A 19,115-nucleotide genomic window follows, 5' to 3' on the forward strand; every position below is an offset into this window, starting at 1 on the left:
TTCCTTGGCCTCGTTATTTGTCGCCCAGGCGCGAGCGCACGTAAATGAGCACAAAGCCCACCAGCGCGACCACGGCGCCGGGCACGGCCATCGACCAGCCGAGCGCCGGCTCGGTGCGGCCCGTGGCAATGCCGAGGATCACGAGAAACAGGCCGCCGTAGATCAGGATCCAGATCCATTTCTCTAGCCGCGCATGCGGCTTTGGCGGCTTGACGGGGTTGGGCGTGTTGTTGGGGGCGGCGTTGGCCATTGTCAAAAAGCGTCCTCGGGCAATGCGGTACAGGTAGGGTCGCGGCTCTCGACCACGTTGAGCCAGGCACCGATTTTCGGCAGCTCGTAGTGGAAGAAGTAGTCCGTGGCGCCTATCTTGCCAGCTGTTACCGCCCTCGCCTTGTCCGCATCGATCTCCAGCGCCCGCCGCGCCACGTCCAGCCAGATCCAGGCCAACACGGTGTGGCCGAAGGCCTGCATGTAGGGCACGGCGTTGGCCAGCGCGTCGGCCGGATCGCCGGTGGACCAGGCCGCCTGGGTGGCGCTGCCTATGCGCTGCCATGCGGCGTCCAGCGCCCCGGCATGCGGCGCGAGCGCGGGCACCTTGGCGGCATGGCCGATGGTCTCGGCGATGCGCCCGCCCAGCAGCTGCAGGCCGCGGCCCTTTTCCATCAGCACCTTGCGGCCCAGCAGGTCGGCCGCCTGGATGCCGTGCGTGCCCTCGTGGATCATGTTCAGGCGGTTGTCGCGCCAGTACTGCTCCACCGGAAAGTCGCGCGTGTAGCCGTAGCCGCCATGCACCTGGATGGCCAGCGAATTGGCCTCCAGGCACCACTCGCTGGGCCAGCTCTTGGCAATGGGCGTGAGCACCTCCAGCAAGAGGCGCGCGTCGTCCGCGGCCTGCGCGTTGCCGGTCTTCTGCTCGTCGACCAGCCGCGCGCAGTACAGCTCCAGCGCCAGCGCGCCTTCGCAGTACGCTTTCTGCGCAAGCAGCATGCGGCGCACGTCGGCATGCTCGATGATGCGCACCTGCGGGCTGGCCGAGTCCTTGGCGACCGCCGTGCCGGGCTGCTCCGCCTTCTTCACGAGCCGGCCCTGCGGCCGCGTCTTCGCATAGTCGAGCGAGGCGTAATAGCCGGCCATGCCCAGCATGGTGGCGGCCGTGCCGACGCCGATGCGCGCCTCGTTCATCATGTGGAACATGCAGTGCAGGCCCTTGCCGGGCTCGCCGACCAGGTAGCCCACCGCGCCCGCCTTGCCATCGACCGGGTACTTGCCCTCGCCGAAGTTCAGCAGCGTGTTGGTGGTGCCGCGCCAGCCGAGCTTGTGGTTGAGGCCGGCGAGCGCCACGTCGTTGCGCTCGCCGGTCAACTCGCCTTGGGTGTTCACCATGCGCTTGGGCACGATGAACAGCGAAATCCCGCGCGTGCCCGGCACCAGCTTGCCGTTCGCGTCGGGAATCTTGGCGAGCACGATGTGCACGATGTTCTCGGTGAGCTCATGGTCGCCCGCCGATATCCACATCTTGTTGCCCGTGAGCCGATAGCGCGGCCCGAGCGGATCGCCCTGGTAGCCGTCGCCATCGGGCACGGCGCGCGTGGCCACGTCGCTCAGCGAGGAGCCGGCCTGCGGCTCGGACAGGCACATGGTGCCGGCCCAGCGGCCCGAGAACTCGTTCTTGGCGAACACTTCCTTCTGCATCTCGGTGCCGTGCACCATCAGCAGGTTGGCGTTGCCGCTCGTGAGCATGTTCGAGCCGATGCTGACCGACGCCATCGCAAAGAAGCTGTTGGCCGCGGCCTGCAGCGTGTAGGGCAGCTGCATGCCGCCGATGTCGTAGTCCTGCGCCGCGCTCATCATTCCCGACTCGACAAAGGCCTTGTGCGCGTCATGCGTGGCCTGCGGCAGCACCACCTTCTCGCCGTCGAAATGCGGCTCCTGCGTGTCGACGATGCGATTGGCCGGCGCGTACTTTTCGCGCGCAATGCGTTCGCAGGTGTCGAGCACCGCATCGAAGGTCTCGCGCGAGTGGTCCGAGAAACGCTCGCGCTGGCTCAGCGATTCCGCGTCGAGCCAGTCGTAAAGCAGGAAGTCGAGGGTGGGACGCAGGCTCATGATCGATCTCGGTGTGAATGGGTGCGCGGGTTCTGCGCCAGGAACACCGCGGAACCGGCTCCGCCGGGCCGCCGGTGTTGCCCCCGGAAGGGAGTTGGCGGAGGCGACACGAAGTGCGCCGCAGACTGAGGGAGAGTCAAAGAACTTCGAAGACGCCCGCAGCACCCATGCCGCCGCCGATGCACATCGTGACCAGCACCTTCTTGGCGCCGCGGCGCTTGCCTTCGATGAGCGCGTGGCCCGTGAGGCGCTGGCCGCTCACGCCGTAGGGGTGGCCCACGGCAATGGCGCCGCCGTCCACGTTCAGGCGGTCGCCCGGAATGCCGAGCTTGTCGCGGCAGTAGATCACCTGCACCGCGAAGGCTTCGTTCAGTTCCCACAGGTCGATGTCGTTGACCGTGAGGCCCAGGCGCTTGAGCACCTTCGGGATCGCGAACACCGGGCCGATGCCCATCTCGTCGGGCTCGCAGCCGGCCACCGCAAAGCCGAGGAAACGGCCGAGCGGCTTCAAGCCCTTCTGCTGCGCGTACTTTTCGTCGACCACCACGCAGGCGCCGCCACCGTCGGAGAACTGGCTTGCATTGCCGGCCGAGATCAGGCCGCCGGGCATCGCCGAACGGATGCCGCTGATGCCTTCCTTGGTGGTGCCGGGGCGAATGCCCTCGTCGTTCTCGATCGTCACTTCCTTGGTGCGCAGGCCCATCACGGGATCGGCCACGCCGGCCAGCACCGTGATCGGTGCGATCTCGTCCTTGAATCGGCCGGCCTCGAGCGCGGCCGTGGCCTTCTGCTGGCTGGCGGCGCCGTACTCGTCCATGGCGTCGCGGCCGATGTTGTAGCGCTTGGCGACCTGCTCGGCCGTCTGCAGCATGTTCCAGTAGATCTCGGGCTTGTGCTTCACGAGCCAGGGGTCGGCCAGCATGTGCTTGTTGGCTTCGTTCTGCACGCAGGAGATGCTCTCCACGCCGCCGGCCACGTACACCTCGCCCTCGCCCGCGATGATGCGCTGGGCGGCGGTGGCGATGGTCTGCAGGCCCGACGAGCAGAAACGGTTGATCGTCATGCCCGAGGTGGTCACCGGGCAGCCGGCGCGCAGCGCGATCTGGCGTGCGATGTTGGAGCCGGTCGCGCCCTCGGGCGTGGCGCAGCCCATGATCACGTCGTCGACTTCGGCGGCTTCGATGCCGGCGCGCGCAATGGCGTGCTGCACGGCATGGCCGCCGAGCGTGGCGCCGTGCGTCATGTTGAAGGCACCCTTCCAGCTCTTCGCGAGCGGCGTGCGGGCGGTGGAAACGATGACGGCGCTGGTCATGGTGAGGTCCTTTGAAGATGGAAGGGAAAGAGGGTTGTGGTCGTCATTGCGCCGGCGCGGCGTTGCCGTTGCGCAGGAGCTGGTGATAGAAGCCGATCATCTCGCCGTAGTTGGCGATGGAGACGCGCTCGTTGTTGCCATGGAAGCGCGCAAGGTCCTCGCCCTTCATGCGCAGCGGCGAGAAGCGGAAGACCGCGTCGCTCACGAGGCTGAAGTGGCGCGAATCGGTGGCGGCCGTCATGAGGCCGGGCGCCACCACCACATCGGGGAACGACTGGCGCACCGCCTGCTGGATCGCGCGGTAGCCGGTGCTGTCGGTCGGCGACACGGGCGACGGCTCCGAGTTGCCGGGATAGCGCTTGATCTTGATCTCGTCGTTGCCCAGGCTCTTGCGCAGGTGCGCTTCCACGCTGTCGATGCTGTCGCCCGGCAGGATGCGGAAGTTGACCGCCGCTTCGGCGCGGCCGGGCAGCACGTTGTCCTTGTTGCCGGCACGCACGATGGTCAGCGCCGTGGTCGTGCGCAGCATCGCGTTGCTGCTCGGGCTCTTTTCGAGCTGGCCGCGCACCAGCGGTTCGGTGAGCCACAGGTTGGAGAGCATGACGCGGTTCACGCCGCTCATCTCGGGCGCGAGCGCGCCGAACATCTGCGCGGCCACGCCCTTGATGCCGCCGGGCATCGGGTTGGCCTCGAGCCGCGCGAGCGCCGCACTCATGCTGCCGATGGCGCTGTGCTGCGGCGGCATCGACGAATGGCCGGGCGCAGTGTCGAGCGAGAGAAAGAAGGTCCCGTAGCCCTTCTCCGCCAGGCCAATGAGCGCCGCGGGCTTGGAAAGACCCGGCAGCACGCCGTCGAGGACCAGCAGGCCCTCGTCGAGCACCCAATCGAGCCGCACGTTGCGCGACTTGAGCAGTTCGGCAATGGGCTGCGCGCCGCGCAGGCCGCTCACCTCCTCGTCGTCGCCCATCACGAGGTAGACGGTCTGCCTCGGCTGGAAGCCGCTCGCAACCAGCAGCTCGATGGCTTCCATCTGCGCGAACAGGTTGCTCTTGTTGTCGAGCGTGCCGCGGCCCCAGACGAAGCCGTCCCTGATCTCGCCCGCGAAGGGGTCGACCGTCCAGGCCTTCTCGGTACCCGGGGCAATGGGCACCATGTCCTGGTGCGCCATGAGCGCAATGGGCTTGGCCTGCGGATCGCTGCCGGCCCATGTGTAGAGCAGCGCCCTGTTGCCGACCACTTCCTTCTTGAGGGTGGCGTGGAGCTTGGGGAACTGCTGCGCGAGGTAGGCATGCAGCTTGTCGAACTCGGCCAGGTTCGCGGCCGGGTCGTCCAGGGCCGACACCGTGCGGAACGTGATGGCGGTGGACAGCCGCTTCGCGGCCGCCTGCAGGTCGATGTCCAGCTTGGGTACGGGCGCCACCGCCAGCTGCTGCGATGGCGTGGTCCAGGTCTTGACCGCCACGGCCGCCGCCAATGCCAGCAGCACCAGCAGCAGGCCGAGAAAGATGCGTTTCAACATGGGCGGCCGGAGTCCTTCGCGATCAGCTGAACTGCTTGCCTTCGGCCACCAGCTTCTGGATCAGCGGCGCGGGCTGCCAGAACTCGGCATCGTCGCGCGGGTTCTTGGCAAAGCGCTTCATGGTTTCGGCCACGTTGTACAGGCCGACCTGCGACGCGTAGTGCATCGGGCCGCCGCGCCAGACCGGGAAGCCGTAGCCGGTGAGGTACACCATGTCGATGTCGCCCGACTTCGAGGCAATGCCGTCCTCCAGGATGTGCGCGCCTTCGTTGACCAGCGCATACACCAGGCGCTGCACGATCTCTTCATCGGAAATCTTGCGCGGCGTGATGCCCAGTTCCTTGCGGTGGTCCTCGATCATCTTGTTGACCAGTTCCGAGGGAATCGCATCGCGCTTGCCGGCCTGGTAGTCGTACCACCCTGCCCCGGTCTTCTGGCCGAAGCGGCCCAGTTCGCAGAGCTTGTCGGCCGTGCGGCTGTACTTCATGTCCGGATGTTCCACGGCGCGCCGCTTGCGGATGGCCCAGCCGATGTCGTTGCCAGCCAGGTCGCCCATGCGGAACGGGCCCATCGCAAAGCCGAACTTCTCGACGGCCTTGTCGACCTGCTGCGGCGTGGCGCCCTCGTCCAGCAGGAAGCCGGCCTGGCGCGAGTACTGCTCGATCATGCGGTTGCCGATGAAGCCGTCGCACACGCCCGAGACCACGGCCGTCTTCTTGATCTTCTTGCCAATGTCCATCACCGTGGCCAGCACGTCCTTGGACGTGGCCTTGCCGCGCACCACTTCGAGCAGCTTCATCACGTTGGCCGGGCTGAAGAAGTGCATGCCGACCACGTCCTGCGGGCGCTGGGTGAAGGCTGCGATCTTGTCGACGTCGAGCGTCGAGGTGTTGGAAGCCAGGATCGCGCCCTTCTTGGCCACGCGGTCGAGTTCCTTGAACACCTTCTCCTTCACGCCGAGTTCCTCGAACACGGCTTCGATGATCAGGTCGGCATCCTTCAGGTCGTTGTAGTCGAGCGTGGTGCTCAACAGCGCCATGCGCTGCTCGTACTTGTCCTGCTTGAGCTTGCCCTTCTTGACCTGCGATTCGTAGTTCTTCTTGATGGTGGCAATGCCGCGGTCGAGCGCTTCCTGCTTCATCTCGAGAATCTTCACGGGAATGCCCGCGTTCAGGAAGTTCATCGAGATGCCGCCGCCCATGGTGCCGGCGCCGATCACGCCCACCGACTTGATCTCGCGCTTGGACGTGTCTTCGGGCACGTCGGGGATCTTGGAGGCCGCGCGCTCGGCCATGAACAGGTGGCGCAGCGCCAGCGATTCGGGCGTGAACATCAGCGCGGTGAAGATCCGGCGCTCTTCGGCCATGCCTTCGTCGAACTTCATCCGGGTGGCGGCCTGCACCGCGTCGACGCACTTGAGCGGCGCCGGGTAGTTCTTCGACATGCCGCCGACCATGTTCTTCGCGAACTGGAAGTAGGCATCGCCCTGCGGGTGCTTGCACGGCAGGTTGCGCACCAGCGGCAGCGCGTCGCCGGTCTTGCCCGCCACGCTCTTGGCGAATGCAAGGGCTTCCTCGAACACCGATTCGGGCGAGGCCGCGAGCTTGTCGAACAGCTTCTGGCCCGGCAGGCCGGCGAGCAGTTCGCTCTTGACGGGCTCGCCGCTCACGATCATGTTGAGCGCGGTTTCCACGCCCAGCACGCGCGGCAGGCGCTGCGTGCCGCCGGCGCCGGGAATCAGGCCCAGCTTGACCTCGGGCAGCGCAATGCTGGTGCCGGGCGCCGCCACGCGGTAGTGGCAGCCGAGCGCCAGCTCGAGGCCGCCGCCCATGCACACCGAGTGGATCGCCGCGACGATCGGCTTGGGCGAAGCCTCGAGCGCAAGGATCACGCTCAGCAGGTTGGGCTCCTGCAGCGCCTTGGGCGTGCCGAATTCCTTGATGTCCGCACCGCCCGAGAACGCCTTGCCGGCGCCCGTGATGACGATGGCCTTGACGGCGTCGTCGGCATTGGCCTTCGCGAGCCCATCGGTGATGCCGATGCGGGTCGAGAAACCGAGACCGTTGACCGGAGGGTTGGTCAGTGTGATCACGGCGACATCGCCGAGCACTTTGTATTCAGCCGTCATGCTGCGTTCCTTGGTGTGTGAAGAAAAAGAAGAAAAAGCACGAGTGTTCTTTTTCGGGAGATTCTAGGCGTTTGGCGCGACGCAACAATGGCACGCAGTCGCTGTCGAGACAAGACTCATGAAGGTTACAGAACCTTCCAGGAACACCGCGGAACCGGCTCTGCCGGGCCGCTGGTGTTGCCCCCGGAGAGGGGGGGGGAGAAGCGACACGAAGTGCGCGAAGCCTGGGGGTGAGCCCTAAACTTCGAGCCACTCTTTGCGAGTGGTGGCGTCAGCGCGCAGGCCGTCGGGCGTGCCGTCGAACACGATGCTGCCGTGGCCCATGACGAGCGCGCGGTCGGATATCTGCATCGCGATGGTCAGCTTCTGCTCGATCAGCAGCACCGAGATGCCCTTGTCCTTGAGCGTCTTCAGGTACTGCCCCACCAGTTCGACGATCTTGGGCGCAAGGCCTTCGGTGGGCTCGTCGATGATGATCAGGTCGGGGTCGCCCATCAGGGTGCGGCACAGCGTGAGCATCTGCTGCTCGCCGCCCGAGAGCACGCCGGCCTCGGTGTGCTGGCGCTCCTTCAGGCGCGGGAACATGCCGTACATGTCGTCGAAGGACCAGCGGCTGCCCTTGCCCGAGCCCTTCTGGCCCAGGAGCAGGTTCTGGTGCACCGTGAGCTTGGGAAAGATGTCGCGGTTCTCGGGCACGTAGCCGATGCCCAGGTGGGCGATCTCGTAGGCCTTCCTGCGCAGGATGTCCTGGTCCTTCCAGCGCAGCGTACCCTCGGCATGCACCAGGCCCATGATGGCCTTGGCGGTGGTCGAGCGGCCCGAGCCGTTGCGTCCCAGCAGCGCGACGATCTCGCCGGCGCCCACGTTGAAGGAAACGCCATGCAGCACATGGCTCTTGCCGTAGTAGGCGTGGATGTCGTGAAGCTTCAGCATGTCAGTTGGTCCGCGGCACGTTGTTGTTGCGGGTTGCCCGTGTTTGAGCGCTCTTGTTCAGGGCGCGTGCACACCGCTGGTGTATCGCTGATCAACGACCGCCCCACATAACGCTCCCGCCGATGGGGTGCCTTGCGCAGCGAAATCAAGGGGGAGGCCGAAGGCCGGGGGACATTCGCGGAGCAAGGTACCCCGTCGGCGGGAGCGCGCCCTGAATGACAGACGACGCGACGCAAAGAAAAGCGAAAGTTCATCAATGCCCCGCCCCCTGCGCATCGGCAACCGAAGACCCCAGATACGCCTCCTGAACCCGCGCATTGGCGCGAACGGCAGCCGGCGTGTCGAAGGCGATGACCTCGCCATACACCACGACCGCGATCTTGTCGGCCAGCCCGAAGACCACGCCCATGTCGTGCTCCACCGTCAGCAGCGTCTTGCCGACCGTGACGTGCTTGATGAGCGAGATGAAGTGCGCCGTCTCGGTCTTGCTCATGCCCGCCGTCGGCTCGTCCAGAAGGATGACACCGGCGCCGCCCGCAATGGTCACGCCGATCTCGAGCGCGCGCTGCTCCGCATAGGTGAGGTTCACCGCGTGCACGTCGCGTTTGCGCTGCAGGCCGATCTGCTTGATGAGCTCTTCGGTGCGCGCGTTGGCGTCGTCCAGGTTCGAGAGAAAGCGCAGGAAGGTGTAGCGGTAGCCCAGGCTCCACAGCACGCCGCAGCGCAGGTTCTCGAACACGCTGAGCTTCGGGAAGATGTTGGTGATCTGGAAGCTGCGCGACAGGCCCAGCCGGTTGATCTCGTAGGGCTTCTTGCCGTCGATGCGCTGGCCGTTCAGCAGCACTTCGCCGCTGGTGGGTGCAAGCCGCCCGCTGATCAGGTTGAACAGCGTCGACTTTCCTGCCCCGTTCGGGCCGATGATGGCCACGCGTTCCCCGGCCTTCACGGCCAGGTCCACGCCGCGGATGATTTCGGTCTTGCCGAAATTCTTGCGCAGCGACTTCAGTTCCAGTGCATATTGCGCGCTCATTACGCAGCCTCCCGGCGCTTGATTTCTGCTTCGATCTCTTCCTGCGCCTGGCCCCAGACACGCACGAAGCGCCGGCGCGCCACCTCCAGCGCAGCCAGGCCCACGGCCAGGATCGCGGCGGCGCCGAGCCAGCTTGCCGCAGAGGATGTATCGATCGCCACGCCGAAGTAGTGCAGGTTGGGTCCGAGCGCTGCGTTGAGCTGGATGTGATAGATCATCTCGATCAGCGCGGCAGCGCCCACCACCACCGGCACCAGTGCCACCGCGAGCGCGACGTACAGCAGCCAGAAGCGGCCGAACTTGCCGAACCTGGCAACCCGCAGGTTCATCATCACCAGGCTGGCGATGCCGCCGGGCGCGAACATCACCATGAACACGAACACGAGGCCGAAGTAGAGCTGCCAGGCCTTGGAGAGCTCCGACAGCAGGATCGAGGCGAACACCAGCAGCACCGCGCCGATGATCGGCCCGAAGAAGAACACCGCGCCGCCCAGGAAGGTGAACAGCAGGTAGCCGCCCGAGCGGATGGCGCTCAGGCTGTCGGCCGCATTCACGATCTCGAAGTTGATCGACGCCAGCCCGCCGCCGATGCCCGCGAAGAAGCCCGCGATGATGAAGGCGAAGTAGCGCACGCGCTGCGTGTTGTAGCCGATGAACTCCACGCGCTCCGGGTTGTCGCGCACCGCATTCAGCATGCGCCCGAGCGGCGTGCCGGTGAAGGCATACATGAGCGCGGTGCAGACGAAACAGTAGGCGGCGATCAGGTAGTACACCTGGATCTGTGGTCCGAAGTTGAAGCCGAAGAAGCTCGGCCCGTACACGCGGTTGGTGGTGATGCCGCCCTCGCCGCCGAAGAAGCTCGGGAACATCAGCGCCATGGAGGCCACCAGCTCGCCGATGCCCAGCGTGATCATCGCGAAGGTGGTKCCCGACTTCTTCGTCGTGACGAAGCCCAGCAGGATGGCAAAGAACATGCCGGCCAGGCCGCCCACCAGCGGAATGGCCACCAGCGGAATCTGCAGCCCGCCCTTCTCGCCCATGTTCATCGCATGGATCGCAAGGAAGGAACCGAGCCCGACATACACGGCATGCCCGAAGCTCAGCATGCCGCCCTGCCCCAGCAGGATGTTGTAGCTCAGGCAGATGATGATCAGGTAGCCCATCTGCGAGAGCATGGTGAGCGCCAGGCTGCTCTTGAACAGCAGCGGCGAAACGATCAGCACGATCGCGAACAGCGACCAGATCAGGAAGCGCCCGATGTTCCAGGGCTTGAAGCGGTAGTACTGCGTGGTGGTGGCCGCAGTGGTCGTGGTGGTTGTGCTTGTCATGGCTTCAGTCCTCCCGGGTGCCAAGAAGACCCTTGGGCCTGAAGATGAGAATCAGCACCAGGAACAGGTACGGCAGGATCGGCGCGACCTGCGAGATCGTGAGCTTGAGCAGCTCGTAGCCGAAGGTCTGGTCGGTCACCGTGAAGCCCAGCATCTGCAGGCCGCCGGCAAACGACTGGTCCATGGCCACCGCGAAGGTCTGGATGATGCCGATCAGGAGCGACGCCAGGAACGCGCCGGCCAGCGAGCCCATGCCGCCGACCACCACCACCACGAAGATGATCGAGCCGACGGAGGCCGCCATCGCCGGTTCGGTGACGTAGGTGTTGCCGCCCACCACGCCCGCAAGGCCCGCGAGCGCGGCGCCGCCACCGAACACCAGCATGAAGACGCGCGGCACGTTGTGGCCCAGCGCCTCGACCATGTCGGGGTGCTTGAGCGCCGCCTGGATCACCAGGCCGATGCGCGTGCGCGTGAGCAGCAGCCACACCGAGATGAGCATCAAGACGGCCACCAGCATGATGAACGAGCGCGACTTGGGAAACTGCGTGCCGTACAGCGAGAACAGCGGCCCCTGCAGCTGCGGCGGCAGGCCGTAGGGCACAGTCGACCGGCCCCAGGCGAGCTGCACCAGCTCCAGGATGAGGTACGAAAGCCCGAAGGTCACCAGCAGTTCCGGCACGTGGCCGAACTTGTGGACCCGGCGCAGGCTGTAGCGCTCGAAGGCCGCGCCCAAGAGGCCCACCAAGAGCGGCGCGATGAACAGCGCCGGCCAGAAGCCGACGATGCCCGAGAGCGTGTAGGCGATGTAGGCGCCCAGCATATAGAAGCTGGCGTGCGCAAAGTTGAGCACGCCCATCATGCTGAAGATCAGCGTGAGGCCGGAGCTCAGCATGAACAGCAGCAGCCCGTAGCTGACGCCGTTGAGCAGCGAGATGACGAAGAATTCGACGTTCATCGGTCTTTCGTGTCAGGTGAGAAAAGAAAAAGGCCCGAGTGTTGAAGTCGGGCCTCGACCGGTCGGCGCGCGATCGGGCGATCAGGAGTTGTTGGGCCGCTTCATCTGGCACGAGGTGGGCGTGCTCGCAACGTAGGCTTCGTAGAACTTGACGGGCGCCAGCGTGTAGCCGGTGTTTTCCGGGCTGTAGGGGTTCTTGGCGTCGGCCTTCTGCCAGCGCGTGATCCACAGGCCCTGCTGCAGCTGGTGGTCGGACTTGCGCATCTCGACATCGCCGTTGAAGCTCTTGAACTTCATGCCTTCCATCGCGGCCGCCACCTTGACGGGCTCGGTCGACTTGGTGCGCACGAAGGCTTCGCTGAGCATGGCGTACACCGTGTAGATGTCGGTGGTGTACATGTCGTCGTTGAACTTCTTCTTGAACTCGTTCATCAGCGGCTGCACCGGGCCGGGCGCGTTGTAGTGGCTGTAGCCCACCTGGTAGACCTTGCCGTCCGAAGCCGCGCCCATGGCGGTGGGCGTGCCGTTGGTCACGGCGTAGTAGGTGTAGAACTTGACGTTCAGGCCCGAGTCGTTGGCCGACTTGATGAGCAGCGCGAGGTCGGAACCCCAGTTGCCGGTGATGACGGTGTCGGCACCCGAAGCCTTGATCTTGGCGATGTAGGGCGAGAAGTCGCGCACCTGGGCCAGCGGATGCAGGTCGTCGCCCACGATCTCGACATCGGGCCGCTTGTCCTTGAGGTTCTGCTTGGCGAACTTGGAGACCTGCTGGCCGTGCGAGTAGTTCTGGTTGATGAGGTAGACCTTCTTGATGTCGGGCTGCTCCTTCATGAAGGCGGTCAGCGCTTCCATCTTCATGGAGGTGTCGGCATCGAGGCGGAAGTGCCAGTAGCTGCACTTGCTGTTGGTGAGGTCGGGGTCAACCGCCGCGTAGTTGATGTAGAGCACTTCCTTGCCCGGGTTGCGGGCGTTGTGCTTCTCGAGCGCGTCGATGATGGCCAGCGCCGGGCCGGAGCCGTTGCCCTGCACCACGTAGCGTGCGCCCTGGTCCATGGCCGAGCGCAGCGCGCTGGTGGTCTCCTGCGGGCTCAGCTTGTTGTCGATGGCAATGACCTCGAACTTCACGCCGGCCGCGTTCTTCTTGTTGAATTCTTCGGCCAGGAACTGGAAGGTCTTGAGCTGGTTGGTGCCAACGGCTGCCATCAGGCCCGACAGCGGGTCGAGCCAGGCGATCTTCACGGTTTCGCCCTTCTGGGCCAGCGCGCCGGCGGCGCTCGCTGCAAGGATGGAGGCGGTAGCGATTTTCAGAGCGAACTTCACGATCTATTTCTCCTGGTCAAACCGATTCAAATGGCCGCACGAGAGTACAAGCGTTTGTGGCCCCTACCCTCAGGGAATGCCCGTAAGGAGGCGGCCGCAAGGCCCGTTTCTATCGCGCAGGCGACACTGCATTTCTCAAGCTTGCTACCGCGCGGTAGGCAGCTGCTACCAGCGGGTAGGAAACGCCATCACATGGATGCTCAGGGGCGCTTCATCTGGCAGGTGGTGGGCGTGCTCGCCACATACGACTCGTAGTACTTCACGGGGACATTCGTGTAGCCGGTGTTCTCGGCGTCGTAGGGGTACTTGGCGCTCGCCTTTTCCCAGCGCGAGATGTACAGGCCCTGCTGCAGCTGGTGGTCGGCCTTGCGCATCTCGACCTCACCGTTGAAGCTCTTGATCTTCATGCCTTCGAGTGCCGCGGCCACCTTGACCGGGTCGGTCGATTTGGTCTGGACGAAAGCGGCATCGAGCAATGCGAACGTGTGGTAGATCGAGGACTGCGTCAGGTCGTCGTTCATCTTCTTCTTGTAGCCGGCAAGAAGCCGCTGGATCTCACCGCCCATGTTGTAGTGGGCATAGGCCACGGTGTAGACCTTGCCTGCCGAGGTGGCGCCCATGGCCGTGGGCGTGCCGGCGCCCGGCGCGTAGTACGTCAGGAACTTGACGTCCAGCCCCGAGTCGTTCGCCGCCTTGATGAGCAGCGACAGGTCGGAGCCCCAGTTGCCCGTGATGACCGTGTCGGCGCCCGAGGCCTTGATCTTGGCAATGTAGGGCGAGAAGTCGCGCACCTGCGCGAGCGGGTGCAGGTCGTCGCCCACGATCTGGATGTCGGGGCGCTTGGCCTTGAGGTCTTCCTTCGCGAACTTCGACACCTGCTGGCCGTGCGAATAGTTCTGGCCGAGGATGTAGACCTTCTTGATGTCGGGCTGGTCCTTCATCCAGGTGGTCAGCGCCTCCATCTTCATGGAGGTGTCGGCGTCGAGCCGGAAGTGCCAGTAGCTGCACTTGCTGTTGGTGAGGTCGGGGTCCACCGCCGCGTAGTTCAGGTAGAGCAGTTCCTTGCCGGGATTGCGCGCGTTGTTCTTCTCGACGGCGTCGATGATCGCAAGCGCCGGGCCCGAGCCGTTGCCCTGGGTGATGTAGCGCGCCCCCTGGTCCTGCGCCGAGCGCAGCGCCGCGGTCGTCTCTTGCGGGCTGAGCTTGTTGTCGATCGCGATGATCTCGAACTTCACGCCCGAGGCGTTCTTCTTGTTGAACTCCTCGGCCAGGAACTGCGTGGTCTTGAGCTGGTTGGTTCCCACCGCCGCCATCAGGCCCGACAGCGGATCGAGCCAGGCGATCTTGACGGTCTCGCCCTTCTGGGCGAGTGCGGCCGTCATGCCGACCAACATGGCACAGGCGGCTGCTGACTTGATGGCAAATTGCATGAAAAGTCTCCGGAGTGAAAGGCGGGATGCCAGCGTACAAGCGCCCTTTTCTTCGCCGCACAGGGATTGCCCGGAAGGAAGGCCGCCGAAGCGGCCTTGCTATCGCATGCGCGACAGTGCGGCCAGGCCTTGGCGCGGGGTCAGCAGGTGGGCAGCTTGTAGTCCTTGAGCAGTTCGCGAAGCTTGGTCTTGAGGATCTTGCCGGTGGCGCCGATCGGAATCGCCTCGACAAACACCACGTCGTCCGGAATCTGCCACTTGGCCGTCTTGCCCTCGTAGAACTTCAGCAGCTCCTCGCGCGCGACCTCGGCGTTGGGCTTCTTCACCACCGCGATGATCGGCCGCTCGTCCCACTTGGGGTGGTACACGCCGATGCAGGCGGCCATGGCCACGGCCGGGTGCGCGACGGCGATGTTCTCGATCTCGATGGAGCTGATCCACTCGCCGCCGGACTTGATCACGTCCTTGCTGCGGTCGGTGATCTGCAGGTAGCCCTCGGCGTCGATGGTGGCGACGTCGCCCGTGGGGAACCAGCCGCGGCCCTGCGCGTCGCGGATGAGCGGATCGCCGCCCTCGCCCTTGAAGTATTCCTTCACGATCCAGGGGCCCTTGACCAACAGGTCGCCGTAGGCCTTGCCGTCCCAGGGCAGCTCCTTGCCGTCGCCGTCGACGATCTTCATGTCGACGCCGAAGATCGCGCGGCCCTGCTTCATGCGGATCTGCAGCTGCGCATCGGGCGGCAGCGACAGGTGCTTGTTCTTGAGCGTGCACAGCGTGCCCAGCGGGCTCATCTCGGTCATGCCCCAGGCATGCAGCACCTCGACGCTGTAGTTCTCCTGGAACGCCGTGATCATGGCCGGCGGGCAGGCCGAGCCGCCGATCACCGTGCGGTTGAGCTTGCTGAACTTCAGGCCGTTGGCCTGCATGTGGCCGAGCATCATCTGCCACACGGTGGGCACGCCGGCCGCGAAGGTCACGCCCTCGGATTCGATCAGCTCGTACACCGACTTGCCGTCGAGCGCCGGACCCGGAAACACGAGCTTGCAGCCCACCAGCGCGGCCGAGTACGGAATGCCCCAGGCGTTGACGTGGAACATCGGCACCACCGGCAGCACCGAGTCGCGCGCCGACAGCCGCATGACGTCCGGCAGCGCCGCGGCGTAGGCATGCAGCATGGTCGAGCGGTGGCTGTAGAGCGCGGCCTTGGGGTTGCCGGTGGTGCCGCTCGTGTAGCACATGCTCGAGGCCGAGTTCTCGTCGAAGGTGGGCCAGTCGTAGCCGGTGGACTGCCCGCCGATCCAGCTTTCGTAGCTCACGAGGTTGGGCACGCCGCTGTCCGCCGGCAGCTTGTCGGCATCGCACAGGGCAATCCATTTGCGCACCGTGGGGCACTTGGCGTGCACTGCCTGCACCAGCGGCAGGAAGTTCAGGTCGAAGCACAGGATCTGGTCTTCCGCGTGGTTGGCGATCCAGGCGATCTGGTCGGGGTGCAGGCGCGGGTTGATGGTGTGCAGCACGCGGCCGCTGCCGCTCACGCCGTAGTACAGCTCCAGGTGCCGGTAGCCGTTCCACGCCAGCGTGGCGATGCGGTCGCTGAACAGCAGTTGCTCGCCGTCCAGCGCATTGGCCACCTGCCGGGCGCGCGATGCGATCCCGCCCCACGTCGTGCGGTGGATGTCGCCCTCGACCCGGCGCGAGACGATCTCGCCGTCGCCGTTGTGGCGCTCGGCGAACTCGATCAGCGCCGAGATCAAGAGCGGTTGGTCTTGCATCAAACCCAGCATCTACGGACTCCTTTTTTGAAATGACTTCATGAAAGCTTGCGAACAACGGATTCACGCAAGCTTCGGCCACTTCCACAATGACACAAACCCGCACTGCCGGATTGAACGGAGCGGCTCATTGATGTGCCCGATCAAGGCACGGCCTGCGCCGGCGTGACCACCGCCGCCGAGGGCGTGGCGTCGAGCCGCAGCTGCGACGGCCATGTCGCCCAGGTTGCACCAAGTTCGGGCGTGTTCGGGTCGCCCTTGCGCATGAAGGCGCCGACGCTGGCCATCACCGCCCTGGACAGCGCGAGCCGGCCCGCCTGGTTGGCCTTGCCGCCCATCACGTTGCTGAGCAGCGAGCCGCTGAAGTTGCCGAACACGAACGGCAGGTCGAAGGCATGCGCGGCCCCGTACACGTCGTTCCACGGCGAGGGCTCCTGCGCCCAGTCGAGGCGGTAGTGCCAGATGTTCGACTGCTGCGTCTTCATGGTGTTGAGCAGGTTGTCGCGGTTGGCCTCGAACAGGCCCTTCGTGATGACGGCGGTGGCCGCGTTGTAGCCGGTGCCGGGCGTGTCTACCGGAAGGTAGGACGCGTCGATGATGTCGGCCACCGTGAGCGTGGGCGGTGCATCGGGGTCGAAGTTGAACATCATCGAGAAGCGCTGGGCATCGGTGACGATCCAGCCCGGCTTGGGGAAGCCGATGGTTCCCAGCAGCGAGGCGAAGAGCTTGCCCTCGTCGCGCGTGTTGCCGGCCAGCATCGGCACCTTGGCGTAGTTGCCGGCCGCGATGGCGCCGATCGGATCGGCCGGCAGCACCGTGCCGTCGGGAATCGGCGCGACGCTGCCCAGGCCGCTGGCAACCACCGTGGCCAGCATCGCCCCACCCTCCTGGGCGCGCAGGTACTCGGCAATCTGGGCCGGCGTGCGCGTGCCGATGTAGGCCTTGGCGGCGGCCGCGTCGGCGGCGGTGCCGTCGGCCACGAGCAGCTTCTCGAGGATCGACTGCCCCTGCGCGAGCGAAGCCGCTGCCGGCGCCAGGGTCGGCAGCGTGCCTGGCGGCAGGTTGCTCGCGAGCGAGATGCCGCCGCTCATCTCGAAGGCCTTGTGGAACAGGCCCTTGGCCATCGGCGAGGTCATCACCGCCAGCAGGTTGGTGGCGCCGGCCGATTCGCCTGAGAGCGTGACGTTGCCCGGATCGCCGCCGAAGTTCGCGATGTTGTTCTTGATGAAGCGCAGCGCCGCCATGTTGTCGAGCAGCGCGAAGTTGCCCGAGTCGTCGCCCGCGCTGCCGCCCGGGCGCAACTGCGGCATGTTCAGGAAGCCCAGGATGCCCAGGCGGTAGCTGGCGGTGACGACCACCGCGTTGGCGGCCTTCGCGAGCCGGGCGCCGTCGTAGAGCGGATCGGCCGTGTAGCCCGAAATATTGCTGCCGCCGTGCACGAACAGCAGCACGGGCAGGTTCCGCTCGTCCGTCGCGGGCCGCCAGATGTTGACGAACAGGCAGTCCTCGCTGCCGACCGGCTTGCCCAGCGTGGTGCCGATGGTGGCGTCGTAGGTGTTGTTGGCGCCGGGGCTGAAGAGCCGGCCGATCTGCAGGCAGGCATTGCCGAACTTCGCGGCCGGGCGGATGCCGCTCCAGGCCTCGGGTTCCACCGGCGCACGCCAGCGCAGCGCGCCGACCGGCGGCTGCGCGAAGGGAACGCCCTTCCAGAACCAGGTGCCCGAGCTGGCGCTGTCGTCCACGCCCTCGATCTTGCCGGCGGTGGTCTGGCGCACCATGGGACCGTCGGCGGCCGGCGGCGGCGGGGCTGACGGCGGCGGTGCAGGCGGCGCGGCCGGCAGGAACGAGAACGACCCGCCCGAGGAGCCGCCGCCGCAGGCCGCGAGGGCCAGGCAGGCCGCCGCGGCCAGTGCCCGCGCCGCCGCTGCCGTGGCCGTTGCCGCCATGCCCTGGTTTTCTGGCCGGGCGCGTAGCGCTGCTGTCAGTGCCTTGTCCATTTTTTGTCTCCACACCGGGTTAATCGGAATTCCTGCCTGCGCGTCCGGTGGCCATACTCCGGCCCGCCGAACCCCTCAAAAATTCTAGGAACGCACGCCGTTTCCGCCGCTATCGCAAGCGCGCCAATTCAATGACTTCAGGAGCCCCCATGCCGCATGCCCAGCGCCGGCCGCAACGCCGGTCCGGCTGCGCGCAGCAGCCCGAGCTGCGGACCAGTTCGGCCGCCTGGCTCGAAGGCGTGCTCTCGATGTTCGAGGCCGAGGGGCTCAACGTGCCCTCGCTGCTGCGCGACGCGGGCTTCGACCCCGATTCGCTGCATCGGCAGAACACCCGCATTCCGGTGGACGAGATCTCGGTGCTCTGGCAACTGGCGGTGGCTCGCGCCGGCAAGCCCACGCTGGGCCTCGCGCGCGACCTGGCCGCCACGCACAGCAAGCTGGGCACGGTCGGCCACGCCATGGCCTGCAGCGCCGACCTGGGCGCGGCGCTCGCGCGGCTCACGCGCTACATGGCGGTCATCTCCGACGCGACCGCCTTCTCGCTGCAGCGCGAGGCGCGCGGCTGCTGGATGGTGATGGAGCACACCGGCGGCAGCCTGCCGATTCCGCGCCAGCGCGTCGAATACGCCCTGCTCACCGTCTTCATGCAGTGCCAGTGGCTCACGCGGCGCGAGCTGCAGCCGCTGGCGCTCGAATTCGTCTATCCGCCGCCGGCCGACGACCGGCTGCACCGCGAGGCCTTCGGCTGCGCAATCCGCTACAACGCGCCGGCCAACCGGCTGCTGCTGTCGGCGGCCGACATGGCGATGCCGCTGCCCACCCATCACCCCACGCTGGGCGAAATGCAGGAGCACCTGCTGGACGAGCAGCTGAATTTGCTGGGCCAGACCACCACCAGCACCCTGGTGTGCGCCGAGATCGCGCGCCGGCTGCCGCAAGGCGAACCGCGCCGGCAGGACGTGGCCGCGGGTCTCGGCCTTGCGGAGCGCACGCTGCAGCGGCGGCTGCAGCAGGAGTCGGTGTCGTTCCAGTCGCTGCTCGACCGCACCCGCCGCGAACTGGCGCAGCAGTACCTGGCGGAAGACCGCCACACGCTCACCGACGTGGCCGACATGCTCGGCTTCGTCGACAGCAGCAACTTCTTCCGGGCCTGCAAGCGCTGGTTCGGGCTGCCGCCCGCCCAATACCGGGCGCGCATCTGGGACACGCCGGCGCTGGCCCACTGAAGGGGCCTCGACCTTCCGATGGCCCGCATCGCCAGGGGTCTCGCGCTCTGCCGGAC

The 19,115-nt window shown here is 66.1% G+C and carries 14 protein-coding genes; 1 reads left to right on the forward strand and 13 read right to left on the reverse strand.

Translation table 11 applies throughout. The annotated features are described in order from the left end of the window. Positions 1-13: 13 nt before the first annotated feature. The 13 genes from AC1DMS_RS03700 to AC1DMS_RS03760 form a co-directional block, all read right to left on the reverse strand. A complete protein-coding gene (locus AC1DMS_RS03700) occupies positions 14-250 on the reverse strand; it encodes a hypothetical protein (protein ID WP_012748023.1) in 237 nt (78 codons plus the stop codon). A 2-nt stretch (positions 251-252) separates the two neighbouring features. Beyond that, positions 253-2,106: an acyl-CoA dehydrogenase gene (locus AC1DMS_RS03705; RefSeq protein ID WP_027729640.1), complete on the reverse strand. Its 1,854-nt coding sequence runs from the start codon at positions 2,104-2,106 to the stop codon at positions 253-255. Between the two features lie 136 nt (positions 2,107-2,242). Beyond that, the gene (locus AC1DMS_RS03710; protein WP_012748025.1) at positions 2,243-3,418 is read right to left on the reverse strand and encodes an acetyl-CoA C-acyltransferase; all 1,176 of its coding nucleotides are present in this window, start codon (positions 3,416-3,418) and stop codon (positions 2,243-2,245) included. Positions 3,419-3,461: 43 nt separating this feature from the next. After that, positions 3,462-4,937, reverse strand: a complete 1,476-nt coding sequence (locus AC1DMS_RS03715) for a M20 family peptidase (RefSeq protein ID WP_478180680.1) — start codon at positions 4,935-4,937, stop codon at positions 3,462-3,464. Between the two features lie 22 nt (positions 4,938-4,959). Beyond that, positions 4,960-7,065 carry a 3-hydroxyacyl-CoA dehydrogenase NAD-binding domain-containing protein gene (locus AC1DMS_RS03720; protein WP_369663045.1) on the reverse strand — a complete coding sequence of 702 codons (2,106 nt, stop codon included), beginning with the start codon at positions 7,063-7,065 and terminating at the stop codon, positions 4,960-4,962. A gap of 237 nt (positions 7,066-7,302) precedes the next feature. After that, entirely contained in the window at positions 7,303-7,998 is a 696-nt protein-coding gene (locus AC1DMS_RS03725) for an ABC transporter ATP-binding protein (RefSeq protein ID WP_012748028.1), read from the reverse strand. A 253-nt stretch (positions 7,999-8,251) separates the two neighbouring features. Continuing rightward, positions 8,252-9,028 carry an ABC transporter ATP-binding protein gene (locus tag AC1DMS_RS03730; protein WP_012748029.1) on the reverse strand — a complete coding sequence of 259 codons (777 nt, stop codon included), beginning with the start codon at positions 9,026-9,028 and terminating at the stop codon, positions 8,252-8,254. Then, complete coding sequence (locus AC1DMS_RS03735) at positions 9,028-10,356, reverse strand: branched-chain amino acid ABC transporter permease (RefSeq protein WP_012748030.1); 1,329 nt, start codon at positions 10,354-10,356, stop codon at positions 9,028-9,030. Before AC1DMS_RS03735 ends, AC1DMS_RS03730 begins: the two co-directional genes overlap by 1 nt. Before the next feature lie 4 nt (positions 10,357-10,360). Beyond that, the gene (locus AC1DMS_RS03740; RefSeq protein WP_012748031.1) at positions 10,361-11,314 is read right to left on the reverse strand and encodes a branched-chain amino acid ABC transporter permease; all 954 of its coding nucleotides are present in this window, start codon (positions 11,312-11,314) and stop codon (positions 10,361-10,363) included. Positions 11,315-11,395: 81 nt separating this feature from the next. Beyond that, on the reverse strand, positions 11,396-12,634 hold the full coding sequence (locus AC1DMS_RS03745) for a branched-chain amino acid ABC transporter substrate-binding protein (RefSeq protein ID WP_012748032.1): 1,239 nt from the start codon (positions 12,632-12,634) through the stop codon (positions 11,396-11,398). Between the two features lie 200 nt (positions 12,635-12,834). Then, positions 12,835-14,064: a branched-chain amino acid ABC transporter substrate-binding protein gene (locus AC1DMS_RS03750; RefSeq protein ID WP_012748033.1), complete on the reverse strand. Its 1,230-nt coding sequence runs from the start codon at positions 14,062-14,064 to the stop codon at positions 12,835-12,837. 140 nt (positions 14,065-14,204) lie between these two features. Continuing rightward, positions 14,205-15,848 carry a 3-(methylthio)propionyl-CoA ligase gene (locus AC1DMS_RS03755; protein ID WP_478180681.1) on the reverse strand — a complete coding sequence of 548 codons (1,644 nt, stop codon included), beginning with the start codon at positions 15,846-15,848 and terminating at the stop codon, positions 14,205-14,207. 131 nt (positions 15,849-15,979) lie between these two features. Then, a complete protein-coding gene (locus AC1DMS_RS03760) occupies positions 15,980-17,782 on the reverse strand; it encodes a carboxylesterase/lipase family protein (RefSeq protein ID WP_478180682.1) in 1,803 nt (600 codons plus the stop codon). 200 nt (positions 17,783-17,982) lie between these two features. Here AC1DMS_RS03760 and AC1DMS_RS03765 point away from each other — a divergent pair, with 200 nt between their 5' ends. Continuing rightward, positions 17,983-19,059, forward strand: coding sequence for an AraC family transcriptional regulator (locus tag AC1DMS_RS03765; protein ID WP_478180683.1), 1,077 nt, complete (start codon positions 17,983-17,985; stop codon positions 19,057-19,059). The last annotated feature ends 56 nt before the right edge of the window (positions 19,060-19,115 follow it).

The organism is Variovorax sp. 05T418 (assembly GCF_056396385.1).

What these genes read in the sequence shown, in the direction of transcription:
- AC1DMS_RS03700 (WP_012748023.1), bottom strand. Translation starts at nt 250, where the DNA reads ATGGCCAACGCCGCCCCCAACAACACGCCCAACCCCGTCAAGCCGCCA.
- AC1DMS_RS03705 (WP_027729640.1), bottom strand. Translation starts at nt 2,106, where the DNA reads ATGAGCCTGCGTCCCACCCTCGACTTCCTGCTTTACGACTGGCTCGAC.
- AC1DMS_RS03710 (WP_012748025.1), bottom strand. Translation starts at nt 3,418, where the DNA reads ATGACCAGCGCCGTCATCGTTTCCACCGCCCGCACGCCGCTCGCGAAG.
- AC1DMS_RS03715 (WP_478180680.1), bottom strand. Translation starts at nt 4,937, where the DNA reads ATGTTGAAACGCATCTTTCTCGGCCTGCTGCTGGTGCTGCTGGCATTG.
- AC1DMS_RS03720 (WP_369663045.1), bottom strand. Translation starts at nt 7,065, where the DNA reads ATGACGGCTGAATACAAAGTGCTCGGCGATGTCGCCGTGATCACACTG.
- AC1DMS_RS03725 (WP_012748028.1), bottom strand. Translation starts at nt 7,998, where the DNA reads ATGCTGAAGCTTCACGACATCCACGCCTACTACGGCAAGAGCCATGTG.
- AC1DMS_RS03730 (WP_012748029.1), bottom strand. Translation starts at nt 9,028, where the DNA reads ATGAGCGCGCAATATGCACTGGAACTGAAGTCGCTGCGCAAGAATTTC.
- AC1DMS_RS03740 (WP_012748031.1), bottom strand. Translation starts at nt 11,314, where the DNA reads ATGAACGTCGAATTCTTCGTCATCTCGCTGCTCAACGGCGTCAGCTAC.
- AC1DMS_RS03750 (WP_012748033.1), bottom strand. Translation starts at nt 14,064, where the DNA reads ATGCAATTTGCCATCAAGTCAGCAGCCGCCTGTGCCATGTTGGTCGGC.
- AC1DMS_RS03755 (WP_478180681.1), bottom strand. Translation starts at nt 15,848, where the DNA reads ATGCTGGGTTTGATGCAAGACCAACCGCTCTTGATCTCGGCGCTGATC.
- AC1DMS_RS03760 (WP_478180682.1), bottom strand. Translation starts at nt 17,782, where the DNA reads ATGGCGGCAACGGCCACGGCAGCGGCGGCGCGGGCACTGGCCGCGGCG.
- AC1DMS_RS03765 (WP_478180683.1), top strand. Translation starts at nt 17,983, where the DNA reads ATGCCGCATGCCCAGCGCCGGCCGCAACGCCGGTCCGGCTGCGCGCAG.